Raw genomic sequence first — 13,743 nt, forward strand, 5'->3', positions numbered from 1 at the left:
GGTCGTCGTCCCCCCACGTCCAAGGAGAAGGATCCTCTATGTCCTGGCTCAATGAGCGGCCACGTCTTCGCAAGGGCATGGCCTCGGTCACCGGTCTGGCGGCCGGCACGGTGCTGGCCCTGGCCGGGGCGGCGGCCCCTGCCGCCCATGCGGCCTCCGGCACGCTGGGCGCGGCCGCGGCCGACAGCGGCCGCTATTTCGGCACCGCCGTGGCCGCCGGAAGGCTCGGCGACCCGACGTACGCCACGATTCTCGACCGGGAATTCAACATGATCACCCCGGAGAACGAGATGAAGTGGGACACCACCGAACCGTCCCGGGGCAACTTCAACTTCGGACCGGGCGACCAGATCGTCAGCCACGCCACCTCGCACGGTCAACGCATGCGTGGCCACACCCTGGTGTGGCACTCGCAGCTGCCCGGCTGGGTCGGCGGCATCAGGGACGCGAACACCCTGCGCAGTGTGATGAACAATCACATCACCAACGAGATGACCCACTTCAAGGGCCGGATCTACGCCTGGGACGTGGTCAACGAAGCCTTCGCCGACAACGGCAGCGGTCAGCACCGCAGCTCGGTGTTCCAGGACGTGCTCGGCAACGGCTTCATCGAGGAGGCGTTCCGCACCGCCCGGTCCGTCGACCCGTCGGCCAAGCTCTGCTACAACGACTACAACATCGAGAACTGGACCGACGCGAAGACCCAGGGCGTCTACAACATGGTGCGCGACTTCAAGTCGCGCGGCGTGCCCATCGACTGCGTGGGACTGCAGAGCCACTTCGGCGCGGGCGGCCCGCCGTCGAGCTTCCAGACCACCCTGTCCAGCTTCGCCGCCCTCGGCGTCGACGTCCAGATCACCGAACTCGACATCGCCCAGGCGTCGCCGACGGCCTACGCCAACACCGTCAAGGCCTGTATGAACGTCGCCCGCTGCACCGGCATCACCGTCTGGGGCATCCGGGACAGCGACTCGTGGCGCTCTGGCGACAACCCTCTGCTGTTCAGCGGCAACGGCGCCAAGAAGCCGGCCTACGACGCGGCCCTGTCCGCGCTGGGCGGCGGCGGCACGGGCGACCCGGGGGGCATCGTCCCGGGCCAGGTGTACGCGCTCAGCGTGGCCTCCGCGGGGCGGGTCCTGGACGTTCCGGCCGGGCAGACGGCGAACGGCGCGCCGTTGCAGGTATGGGACGCCGGCGGCGCCGCGAACCAGCAGTGGCGGGCGAGCCAGAACGGAGACGGTTCCTACACGCTGACGAACGTCGGCAGCGGGCGGGTCCTGGACGAGCCGGGTGGCCGGACGGGCAACGGCACGCGGATGGAGATCTGGGACGCCAACGGCGGCGCGAACCAGCACTGGCGGGCGAGCCGGAACGGCGACGCTTCGTACACCTTGACCAACGTCGCCTCCGGCAGGGCGCTGGAGGTGCCGTCCGGGCAGAGCGCCAACGGCAGCCCCGTCCAGGTCTGGGACGCCAACGGGGGCGCGAACCAGCACTGGAACTTCAGGTGAGCTGATCGGCGCCCAGCGCCGAGCCCGTGCCCCGGACCGTTCCGGGGCACGGGGACGAACACCCGCGCCCGGTACGGCGGCCGTCGCCGGACGCGGGTTTCGGCATGCCGTCAGGGCGTGCTGACCAGCAGATACATGGGATGGATAGCGGTTCTGGCGAGGATCGCGCGGTGTATTGACAGGCCCATGGGCCTGTGGAATCACTATGGACATGGGATGTCTAAGGGTTCCCTGGTGGCGATCTCGGACACTCTGACCCCTTCGGACAGGCACGCGCCCTCTCTGTCTCCGTCCCCCACACAGCCGAGGAACAGAATGCAGCCTTCATTCGTTTCGCCCTGGAGCCCCGCGGCTCGAGGACTCCGCTTACCGACGGCTGCCGTCCTGTGCGTGATGGCACTGCTGGCCATGCTGTCGGCGACCGCGCCGGCATGGTCGTCGTCGGCCGCCTCGACGGCCCCCCTGACGAGCGCGGCGTCGGGACGTTGCCTGGACGTCAAGGGCAACGTCGACACGCCGGAGACGACGCTGGACATCTGGGACTGCAACGGCCAGGTGAACCAGGCGTTCGCGTTCACGTCGGCGGGCGAGCTGAGAACGATGGGCGGCACCCGGTGCGTGGACGCCTTCGACGACCGGACGGCTCCGGGCGCCCCGGTCGTCATCCGGGCGTGCGACGGGCGGGCGACCCAGGGGTGGCGCCAGAACTCCGACGGGTCCGTCACCGGTGTCCGGTCCGGGTTCTGTCTGGACGTCAACGGGGCGGGCACGGCCAACGGCACGGCGGTCATCCTGTGGACCTGCACCGGCCGGAGCAACCAGAAGTGGAGCACGCCGACGACTCCGCCCACGCCCGGTGGATCGGCTCCCTGCGACATCTACTCCGCGGGCGGTACGCCGTGCGTGGCCGCGCACAGCACCGTGCGTGCGCTCTTCAGCTCGTACCAGGGCCTGCTGTACCAGGTCAGGCGTTCCTCGGACAACGCGACCAGGGACATCGGCGTGCTGGCGCCCGGCGGCACCGCCGACGCGGCGGCGCAGGACTCGTTCTGCGCGGGCACCTCGTGCGTGATCACGGTCGTCCGCGACCAGTCCGGGCACGGCAACGACCTGTGGTACCAGGGATCCGCCCAGGTCCCGGGGTCGAGCCAGAGCAGCCCCGCGAAGGCGACCTCCGAGTCGCTGACCGCCGGCGGCGCCAAGGCGTACTCGCTGTACATCAATCCCGGCAACAGCTACTGGCGCGACGGTCACCTGACGGGCGTGCCGACCGGCGCCGCGCCCGAAGGGGCGTACATGGTCACCAGCGGCACCCACGTCAACGGCGGCTGCTGCTTCGACTACGGCAACAGCGAGACCAGCAGGAAGGCCGACGCCGCCGGGGCGATGGACGCGATCAACTTCGGCACGGAGTGCTGGTTCGGCGGGTGCGCCGGCAGCGGTCCCTGGGTGCAGGCCGACCTCGAGTGGGGCCTGTACTCCGGCGGCAGCCAGTCCTGGAACACCAGGCAGCGGGCCTTCCCCGGCAAGTTCGTCACCGCGATGCTGAAGAACAACGGGACGTCGAGATTCGCCCTCAAGGGCGGCAACGCCCAGTCCGGCGCCCTCACCACCCTGTGGGACGGCGGACTGCCCGGCGGATACAGCCCGATGAAGAAACAGGGAGCCATCGTCCTCGGCAGCGGCGGTGACTGCTGCAAGCCCGGCGGCGGCGCCAACCTGAGCGCCGGCACCTTCTACGAAGGGGCGATCGTCGCCGGCTACCCCTCCGATGCGACCGACGACGCGGTGCAGGCGAACATCACCGCGGCCGGCTACCGCTGAGCTCCCTCCCCCCAACCCGGCTCAGGAGTCGATGACTTATGCCCATGACCCGTGCGAGAGCAAGGCGCCCTCGGACGCCTGCGCCGCCGCTGCCCTCCTTGCGCAGGGCCCTGGCAGCCGCGTTCTCGGTCGCGCTGCCCGTCGTAGCCGCCCCCCTCCTCACCCTCGGCACGGCGCAGCCCGCCGTCGCCCAGCCCGCCGCAGCGCAATCCACCGCAGCGCAATCCACCGCCGCGCAGCCCGCTCCCGCGCAGCCCGCCGCCGCACCGGGCAACGGGCTCGCGCAGACCCCGCAGATGGGTTTCAACGACTGGAACGCCTACGGCTGCAACGTCTCCGAGTCGCTGATCAAGTCCACCGCGCAGGCGATGCACACCAACGGCATGCAGGCGGCGGGGTATTCGTACGTCAACATCGACGACTGCTGGATGACCCACAACCGTGATTCCGGCGGCCGTCTCGTCGCGGACCCGGCCAAGTTCCCCGACGGCATCAAGGGCACCGCGGACTACGTGCACTCGCTGGGCCTGAAGCTGGGGATCTACGAGGACGCGGGCACCGCGACCTGTGCCGGATACCCGGGCAGCCTGGGACACGAGACCACGGACGCGCAGTCCTTCGCGTCGTGGGGCGTGGACTATCTGAAGTACGACAACTGCAACAACACGGGGGCGCCCGCACGGGCCCGGTACACCGCGATGCGTGACGCCCTCGCGGCCACCGGCCGCCCGATCCTGTACAGCCTGTGCAACTGGGGCCAGGACAACGTGTGGACCTGGGGCGCGGACGTCGGCAACAGCTGGCGCACCACGGGCGACATCGCCCCGACCTTCTCCAGCATGCTGTCGATCTTCCACAGCAACGTCGGGCTGGCCTCCTACGCCGGACCGGGGCACTGGAACGACCCGGACATGCTGGAGGTGGGCAACGGCTCGATGACGGCCACCGAGAGCCGCAGCGAGTTCAGTCTGTGGGCGGAGATGGCCGCACCGCTGATCGCGGGCACCAACATCCCCTCGGCCCGCCCGGACACCCTGTCCACGCTGACCAACTCCCGCGTGATCGCCGTCGACCAGGATCCGCTGGGCAAGCAGGGCGCCATGGTCTCCTCCTCGGGCGGCCTGGACGTACTGGCCAAGCCGCTGTCGGGCGGAGACGTCTCGGTGGCGCTGTTCAACGAGACGGGCTCGACGGCCACCATCACCACCAGCGCGGCCGCGATCGGGAAGACCGGGGCGTCCGCCTACACCCTCACCGACCTGTGGTCGGGCGCGTCCTCGACCACCTCCGGCACGATCAGCGCCTCGGTCCCGGCCCACGGCACGGTGATGTACCGGGTCGCGGGCGGTACCAGCGGCGGCGGAGGCGCCGACGTGACCGGTGCGCTGCACGCGGTCGGCGCGGCCAAGTGCCTGGACGTCCCGAACTCCAGCAGGACCGCGGGCACCCAGGCGGTGATCTGGAGCTGCAACGGCGGGGCCAACCAGACCTGGACGCACTCCACGTCCGGCCGGCTCACCGTCTACTCCGGAGCCGACCAGATGTGTCTGGACGCCTACGGCAACCGGACCAGCCCCGGCACGAAGGTGGAGATCTGGCAGTGCAACGGCCAGACCAACCAGCAGTGGACGCTGAACACCGACGGCACGATCACCGGCGTCCAGTCCGGCCTGTGCCTGGACGTCGCCGATGCGGCCACCGCCGACGGATCCCTCGCCGAGCTGGGGACCTGCAACGGCGCCCGCAGTCAGCAGTGGACGCTGGGATGAGCCCCCGTCACGCCCTGACCGGGCCGCCCGCGGTGACCGGCCCCGCCCCGACCACGCGCCGCAGCGCGGCGGCCCCCCGTCGCAGGAGGATCCGATGAGGACGAGAGGAAGGCCCGGGCGTCTCGCCCTGATGGCCGCCATCCTCCTGGCGCTGGTGCTGCCGCTGCTGTCGACGGCCACGAGCCAGGCCGCCCCGGGCGAACACCAGGCCGCCCCGGGCAGGTCGCTCAGTGTGAACCTCGCGTCGACCCGTGGGCCGTCGACCGGCGTGGGGGAGGGGTTCCTCTACGGCATCAACGAAGACGGCAGCCTGCCGGCGGACCAGTTCATCCAGCCGCTGGGGATCAACGCCTTCCGCGGCGGCGGGTGGTTCTCCGGCGGCTGGATCAAGGACGGCTACCAGTACGGCTCGGCCACCCGGGCCGACGTCGGCTCGATCATCTCCCAGGCGAAGCGGCTCACCCGGCCGCCCTACCACGCGCAGTACCAGGTGCTGGTCAGCGACATCTACGGCGCGAACGGCGGCCAGCCGTCCACCACGAGGTACCCGTGCGACAACGGCGACTGCGCGAACTGGATCGGCTTCATCGACTCCACGGTGGGCGCGCTGCAGGCGTCGGGGCTCACGTTCGCCTACGACATCTGGAACGAGCCGGACATCTCGGCGTTCTGGACCCGGGGTGTGAACAGCGCCCAGTACTTCCAGATGTGGGACACCGCCTACCGGGAGATCCGTCGCATCGCCCCCGGCGCGCAGATCGTCGGGCCGTCGCTCGCGTTCACCCCGCAGGGCAACCCGGGCGAATGGCGGACCTGGCTCGCGCACGTGAAGGCGGCCGGGACCGTGCCGGACATGATCGCCAACCACAACGAGGGCGACGTCGACGACCCGGTCACCGTCGCGCAGAGCCTGAACAGCGCCCTGACCGCGGCGGGCATCGGTCCGCTGCCCCTGTCCTCGAACGAGTATCAGCCCGCCGACCGGCAGTCCGCCGGGGTGACGGCCTGGTATCTGGCACGGTTCGCGCAGTCCGGGTACACCAACGCGATGCGCGGCAACTGGGTGTGCTGTGTCGTCCCGAACCTGACCGGAGCCCTGACCCAGAGCGGCGGGAGCTGGCAGCCGACGGGCACCTGGTGGGCGCTTCGGGACTACGCCGACATGACCGGCACCCTCGTGGACACCTCCGGCCAGGTGGGTTCGACGGCGATCTCGGCCTCCGAGGACGCCGCGAACAAGCGCGCGGTGGCGATCGTCGGCGACTCGAACGGATACACCGGCGACGCGTCCGTGACCTTCGGCGGGCTGGCGTCCGTCCCCTGGCTGGCGAGCTCCGGCGGTGTGCACGTCACCGTGCACCGCATCCCGGACCAGGCCCCGCTCGGCTCCCCGCAGACGGTGTACGACCAGAACGTGAGCGTCTCGGGCGGTTCGATCACCGTGCCGATCTCGTTCCAGAGCGCGCACGACGCGTTCGCCGTCCATCTGACGCCTGCCGCGTCCGGCGGCGGCTTCCCGGACGGTTACCACCAACTCGTGGCCGCCCACGACAGTCTGTGCGTGGACGTCGCCGGCGGCTCCGGCAACGCGGGCGCGGTGATCGACCAGTGGACCTGCAACGGCCGGAGCAACCAGCAGTTCCGGTTCGTGCCCGCCTCGGGCGGCTACGGCGAACTGCGGGCCCAGAACTCCGGCCTGGACGTGGCGGTGGCCGGTGGTTCCACGACGGCGGGCACCCCGGACATCGTCCAGCAGGCCCCGACTGCGGCGGCCGACAGACTCTGGCTGCCGGTGCGGCAGTCCGACGGCTCCTACGAGTTCCACAACCAGAACAGCGGCCTGTGCCTGGACGTCTACGGCGCCGGCGCCAACCCGGGACAGCAACTGGACCAGTGGCCGTGCAAGAACACGCCCGGCACGAACCAGGACTTCATCCTGCGCTGAACCGTGGCCCCCACGGCCACCACGAGCAGCACAGCCATCGCGTCTCCCGGCCGGACCACCCCGTCGGCCACGGGACGTCCACGACCTGTGAAAGGAACCCACCGTGTCAGCATTCAACCGGTCGTTGCGGCGCCTGCGCGCCTGGGCGGTCGTGCTCGCGGGTCTCCTCCTGATCGCCGGCGGCATCGTGGCCACGGCCGCGGCGCCGGCCCAGGCCGCCACCTCCGTCACGATCAACGGCGCGTCCGGCGGCCGGACCTTCGACGGGGTCGGCGCGATCAGCGGCGGGGGAGGCAACAGCAGACTCCTGATCGACTACCCCGAGCCCCAGCGCGGCCAGGTCCTCGACTACCTGTTCCGGCCGGGCTACGGCGCGTCCCTGCAGATCCTCAAGGCGGAGATCGGCGGTGACACCAACTCCACCTCGGGCGCCGAACCGAGTCACCAGCACACCCGGACCGACCTCAACTGCGACCGGGGCTACGAATGGTGGCTGATGGAGCAGGCCAAGGCGCGCAACCCGGACATCAAACTGTACGGGCTGGCCTGGGGCGCGCCCGGCTGGATCGGCGGCGGCAACTTCTGGTCCAACGACATGACCAACTACCTGCTCTCATGGCTGGGCTGCGCCAAGCAGCACGGGTTGGCCATCGACTACCTCGGCGGATGGAACGAGCGGGGCTACAACGTCTCCTGGTACGTGCAGCTGCGCAGCGCGCTCAACGCCAACGGCTACGGCAACGTCAAGATCGTCGCGGCCGACTCCGACTGGACCGTGGCGAACGACGTCAACTCCAACCAGGCGTTCGCCGCCGCCGTGAGCGCCATCGGCACGCACTACCCCTGCGGCTACCGGTCCTCCCAGTCCTCCTGCTCGGTGCCGTCGTCCGCCACCTCGTCCGGCAAGCCGCTGTGGGCGAGCGAGAACGGCTCGGACGACTACAACGGGGGAGCACAGGCCATGGCCCGCGGCATCAACCGCGGGTACATCGACGGACGGATGACCGCTTACCTCAACTGGCCCGTGGTCGCCGCGGTCACGCCCAACCTGCCGTATCCCACCATGGGTCTCGCCCTGGCCGCGCAGCCGTGGTCCGGTTCCTACTCGGTCGGCAAGAACACCTGGGTGATGGCGCACACCAGCCAGTTCACCGCCCCGGGGTGGCACTACCTCGACGCCTCCAGCGGCTACCTCGGCGGCAACCGCAACAACGGCAGCTACGTCTCGCTGAAGTCCACCAACAACTCCGACTACTCCACGGTCATCGAGACGATGGACGCCGGCAGCGCCCAGACGCTGAACTTCAGCGTCACCGGCGGGCTGTCCACCAGGACCGTCCACGTCTGGTCGACCGACGTCACCTCCGGCAACCCCGCCGACCACTTCGTGCACGCCACGGACATCACTCCGTCCGGCGGCGGCTTCAGCCTGACCGTCCAGCCCGGACACCTGTACACCCTGACGACCACGACCGGCCAGGGCAAGGGCACCGCCACCGGCCCCGCCCGGGGCGCGCTGAAGCTGCCGTACACCGACTCCTTCGACGGCTACGCCACCGGCAACGAGGCCAAGTACCTCATGGACTGGCAGGGCGCCTTCGAGGCGGTGGGCTGCGGCGCCGGACGCAGCGGGAAGTGCGTGCGCCAGATGAGCCCGCAGAAACCGATCACCTGGGACGCGCTGACCGATCCGCACGCCCTCCTCGGTGACGTGGGCTGGAGCAACTACACCGTCTCCTCCGACGTGATGCTCGAACAGTCCGGATACGCCGAGCTGATCGGTCGCGCGGGCGGCCACGACTACGACCGCACCGGCGGGCTGAACGCCTACCACCTGCGGGTGAGCGACACGGGGGCCTGGTCGATCCTCAACACCAACACCAACGGCACCGTCTCCACCCTGGCCCGGGGCACGACCGCCGCGCTGGGCACCAACCGGTGGCACGCCCTGGCCCTGACCTTCTCCGGCTCCACGATCACCGCCGTCATCGACGGCGCCACCGTCGGTTCCGTCGACGACCGCACCTGGGCCGGCGGACAGGTCGGCTACGCGACCAGCCAGGGCGAGACGGCACAGTTCGACAACCTGGCCATCACCCCCGGCAGCGGCGGAAACGACGGCGGGACCACCGGCCCGATCGTCGGAGTCGGCTCCGGCCGGTGCGTGGACGTCCCGAACCAGTCGCAGACGGCCGGCACCCAGGTGGCGCTGTGGGACTGCAACGGCGGCGGCAACCAGCAGTGGACGGACGACTCGGCCGGTGAGCTGCGGATCTACGGCAGCGACTGCCTGGACGCCGCGGGCCAGGGCACCACCCCCGGCACCAAGGTGGACATCTGGGACTGCAACGGCGGCGCCAACCAGAAGTGGACGATCCACGCGGACGGCACGATCACCGGCGTCCAGTCCGGTCTGTGCCTGGACGCGCCCGGCACGGCCAACGGCGCCCTGCTGCGGCTGTCGACCTGCAACGGCGGCAGCAACCAGAAGTGGAGGCGCGACTGATCCCGTGACGGGCTGACGATCAACGACTGCCGCAACCCTTCTGTCGACTCCCCCGAGAGGCACCCCCCATGTCCCCCTCCTCCCTGCCGATCAGCCGGCGCCGCTTGCTGGCGTCGGCCGGCGCGGCCACCGCCGCGGGCCTGTTGCGGTTCGCCCCCGAGGCCGCCGCGACCGACGGCCCCACGAGCTACACCGCGAGCTGGTCCTCCGTGGACCAGCACCCCCCTGCCCCGCCCTGGTTCCAGGACGCCAAGTTCGGCATCTACTACCACTGGGGCGTCTTCAGCGTTCCCGCGTTCGGCAACGAGTGGTATCCGCGCAACATGTACATCGGCGGCTCCGCCGAGAACCGGCACCACATCGCCACCTACGGCGACCCCTCGGCCTGGCCGTACAACAACTTCGTCGACGGCGGCCGCGACAAGGCCGGCAACTACGTGCAGTTCGCCCCCAAGCTCGCCTCCCAGGGCGGCAACTGGGACCCCGACGCCTGGGCGCGGCTGTTCAAGGCCGCGGGCGCGCGGTTCGCCGGCCCGGTCGCCGAGCATCACGACGGCTTCTCCATGTGGAACAGCCGCTCCAACCCGTGGAACTCGGTCCAGCACGGCCCCAAGCTCGACCTCGTGGGGCTGCAGTCGCAGGCCATCCGGGGGCAGGGGCTGAAGTTCATGGCCTCCCTGCACCACGCCTACCACTTCAACGGCTTCTACGACCATGTGCCGAACCAGTCGGACCCGAACCTGCGCATCCTCTTCGGCCAGCAGGGCTCCGCCGCGGAGAACAAGCTCTGGTACGACAAGCTGACCGAGGTCGTCGACGGCTACCGACCCGACCTCGTCTGGCAGGACTTCGATCTCAACCTGGTGCAGGAGTCCTACCGGCTCCAGTTCCTCGCGCACTACTACAACCAGGCGGTCGCGTGGAACAAGGACGTGGTCGCGACCTACAAGGACGGTCTCGACAACAAGGGTGAGGTCTTCGACTTCGAACGCGGCGGCCCGGCCGGGCTGCTCACCCCCTACTGGCTGACCGACGACAGCATCTCCTCCTCCAGCTGGTGCTACACGGTGGGCATCGGTTACTACTCGACACAGGCGCTGCTCCACTCGCTGATCGACCGGGTCAGCAAGGGCGGCAGCATGCTGCTGAACATCGCCCCGATGGCCGACGGCGCCATCCCCTCCGGGCAGCAGTCCATCCTGCTCGCCATGGGCGACTGGCTCGGCCGCTTCGGAGAGGCGGTCTACTCCACCCGCTCCTGGGCCAGCTACGGCGAGGGCCCCACCAAGATGGGGGGAGGCTCGTTCAGCGGACCGGTGGCCGGCAAACCGCAGGACGTCCGGTTCACCCGCAGTACGGACAACAAGGTGCTCTACGCCACCGCCCTGGGCTGGCAGGGCGGCGCCATGACCATCACGACGCTGAACTCGAACCAGATCAACCTCAGCAGCCTGACGAGCGCCAAGCTGCTCAACAACACCGCCGGCACCTACATCGACCTGCCCGCACCGACCCAGGACGCGTCCGGCCTGCACCTGACCATGCCCTCGTCCAACCCGCCGTTCAGCGCCCTGGCGTACACGGTCAAGCTCACCTTCTCCGGTGAGATACCCGTCCTGGGCGCGCCGGGCGGCTCCACCAGCTGGGTCAGGATCGCCAACGCGACCAGCGGGCTGGTGCTCGACAGCGGGGGCAACGTCGCCTCCGGCTCCAACCTCAAGCAGTGGAACTACGACGGAAGCACCAACCTGCAGTGGCAGCTGATCGCCCTCGGCAACGGCTACCACCGCATCGTGAACCGCACCAACGGCATGGTCGCCGACAGTTACGGCAACTCCGCCAACGGCGCTCCCGCCCGCCAGCAGACGTGGAACGGCGGCGACAGCCAGCAGTGGTCGCTGAACAGCCTCGGCGGCAACAGCTACCAGATCGTCAACCGGGCCACCGGCACCGCCCTCGACGGCAGCGGAAGCACCACCGCCGGCTCCACCACGGTGATGTGGACGCCGAACTCCAGCACCAACAACGCATGGACCGTCACCGCCGTCTGAGCCGGCCGGACCGACGCTCCCCGCCCTTTCCCCGACTACGGAAGCAGGAGTGTATGAAACGCAAACCGTTCTTACTGTCCATCGTGGCTGCGGTACTTCTCGTCCTGTCAGCTGCGGGCACCTCGTTCGGCAGTGGCCTCGGCGCGTCCGGGTCGACCCCGAAGACCGCCGCCGCGAAGACCGCCGCCGTGAAGTCCGCCGCCGCGGCGAGCGCCGGCTGCGGCAAGGCCCCGGCGCTGACGAGTGGCACCCACACGATTCAGAGCGGCGGCCAGAACCGCAGCTACATCCTGCGGGTCCCGGCCGGCTACGACAGCAACCACCCCTACCGGCTGATCTTCGGCTTCCACTGGCGGGGCGGCACGGCGGGCGACGTCGACTCGGGCGGAACGGACGGCTACAACTGGTCCTACTACGGCCTGCGGCGCCTGGCGGACGGCGCGAACAACAGCACGATCTTCGTCGCCCCGCAGGGCAACGGCAACGGCTGGGCCAACCCCGGCGGCCAGGACGTGGCCTTCGTCGACGCCATGGTCAGCCAGCTCGAAGCAGGTCTGTGCGTCGACACCACCCAGTTGTTCTCCGCCGGCTTCAGCTACGGCGGCGCGATGTCGTACGCCCTCGCCTGCTCCCGGGCGACGGTGTTCCGCGCGGTCGCGGTCTACTCCGGCGCGAACCTCAGCGGGTGCAACGGCGGAAGCCAGCCCATCGCCTACATGGGTCTGCACGGCCTCAGGGACAACGTGCTGCCCATCTCGTCGGGACGGGAACTGCGCGACACCTTCGTCCGGGCCAACGGCTGCACCCGGCAGAACCCGCCCGAGCCGGCCAACGGAAGTCTGACGCACATCATCACCACCTACTCCGGATGCAGGTCCGGATACCCCGTCGTCTGGGCCGCGTTCGACGGAGCGGGCCACGACCCCGGTCCCATCGACGGATCCACCGGCGACGGCTGGCGCACCTGGACGTCGGCCGCGGTGTGGCAGTTCTTCACGCAGTTCGGCTCGAACACGCAGCCGCCGCCCCCCACCACCGGCAACCAGGAGATCATCGGCCAGGCGTCGGGACGCTGCCTCGACATCAACAACTCCACCACGGCCAACGGCACACAGGCGCAGTTGTGGGACTGCAACGGCGGCTCCAACCAACGCTGGACCTACACCGCCACCAAGCAGCTCGTCGTCTACGGCAACAAGTGCCTGGGCGTCGGCCAGTCGGCGGGCAACGGCGCCCCGGCGGCGATCTGGGACTGCAGCGGGCAGGCGGACCAGCAGTGGAACGTCAGTCCCGACGGCACCGTCACAGCGGTGCAGTCAGGTCTCTGCCTGGACGCGAGCGGTCAGGGGACCGCCAACGGGACGAAGATCCAGCTGTGGAGTTGCTCGGGCGGTGCGAACCAGCACTGGCGCCTGGAGAACTGACACACCCCGGGGCCGGGCCCGGCGCCGTACGGGCCCGGCCCCCACCGCCCGAGGAAACATCGCACCCGGGCGACCCAATATCTGTTCCGGCGAAGTAAGGGTTTGACGGACCATGCGGTGAGAGTTTTTGGCGCAATGAGCCGAGTGGAATTGTGTAACGTGCGCAGGCTGTTTCAGCGTGCTACTGTCGATCTCAGTTGCAGTTGTGGTTCCCGAAACTTCAAGTGCCCCCGCCGAAATTTCTGGGCGGGGAGCGCTTTTGTATTTCCGGTCAATTTCCGGGCTGGGTGATCATTGCGGCGACACGGCATCCGTGCAGTGCGGATGCCGATGCACTGCCCCGAAGGAGATATGACATGGCTGCTGGCACCGTGAAGTGGTTCAACGCGGAAAAGGGCTTCGGCTTCATCGAGCAGGACGGTGGCGGCGCGGACGTGTTCGCCCACTACTCGAACATCGCCGCGCAGGGCTTCCGTGAGCTGCTCGAAGGCCAGAAGGTGACTTTCGACATCGCGCAGGGCCAGAAGGGCCCGACGGCCGAGAACATCGTTCCGGCCTGACGTCGCGCACAAACCGTAGCTGGGGCCCGCATCCTTCGGGGTGCGGGCCCCAGCTGCACCTTTTCTGCTTTCTTTTTCCGTCATCGGTCCATACTCGTAATTCTCCATGCCGCTCATCGCTGCGGGAATTCCTTGATATGCGCCACATCGAGG

The 13,743-nt window shown here is 69.5% G+C and carries 7 protein-coding genes and 1 pseudogene; all 8 read left to right on the forward strand.

Annotated elements, in window-relative coordinates; translation table 11 throughout:
* Positions 1–38: 38 nt before the first annotated feature.
* Positions 39–1,508, forward strand: a pseudogene (locus tag BG482_RS29825) (endo-1,4-beta-xylanase); the annotation flags it as partial.
* A 396-nt stretch (positions 1,509–1,904) separates the two neighbouring features.
* Positions 1,905–3,335, forward strand: coding sequence for an arabinofuranosidase catalytic domain-containing protein (locus tag BG482_RS29830; protein ID WP_176741498.1), 1,431 nt, complete (start codon positions 1,905–1,907; stop codon positions 3,333–3,335).
* A gap of 44 nt (positions 3,336–3,379) precedes the next feature.
* Positions 3,380–5,104, forward strand: a complete 1,725-nt coding sequence (locus BG482_RS29835; RefSeq protein WP_370745913.1) for a ricin-type beta-trefoil lectin domain protein — start codon at positions 3,380–3,382, stop codon at positions 5,102–5,104.
* A gap of 94 nt (positions 5,105–5,198) precedes the next feature.
* Positions 5,199–7,049 (forward strand): RICIN domain-containing protein, encoded by a 1,851-nt coding sequence (locus tag BG482_RS29840; protein WP_069772282.1) that lies wholly within the window; start codon positions 5,199–5,201, stop codon positions 7,047–7,049.
* A gap of 103 nt (positions 7,050–7,152) precedes the next feature.
* Positions 7,153–9,555 carry a ricin-type beta-trefoil lectin domain protein gene (locus tag BG482_RS29845; protein WP_069772283.1) on the forward strand — a complete coding sequence of 801 codons (2,403 nt, stop codon included), beginning with the start codon at positions 7,153–7,155 and terminating at the stop codon, positions 9,553–9,555.
* A 68-nt stretch (positions 9,556–9,623) separates the two neighbouring features.
* Complete coding sequence (locus tag BG482_RS29850) at positions 9,624–11,606, forward strand: alpha-L-fucosidase (protein ID WP_069772284.1); 1,983 nt, start codon at positions 9,624–9,626, stop codon at positions 11,604–11,606.
* Positions 11,607–11,680: 74 nt separating this feature from the next.
* Positions 11,681–13,030 carry a ricin-type beta-trefoil lectin domain protein gene (locus BG482_RS29855; protein ID WP_079142320.1) on the forward strand — a complete coding sequence of 450 codons (1,350 nt, stop codon included), beginning with the start codon at positions 11,681–11,683 and terminating at the stop codon, positions 13,028–13,030.
* Positions 13,031–13,386: 356 nt separating this feature from the next.
* A complete protein-coding gene (locus BG482_RS29860; protein ID WP_023586116.1) occupies positions 13,387–13,590 on the forward strand; it encodes a cold-shock protein in 204 nt (67 codons plus the stop codon).
* Positions 13,591–13,743: the final 153 nt, after the last annotated feature.

It is taken from the genome of Streptomyces sp. LUP30 (assembly GCF_001746365.1).
Classification (GTDB): Bacteria; Actinomycetota; Actinomycetes; order Streptomycetales; family Streptomycetaceae; genus Streptomyces.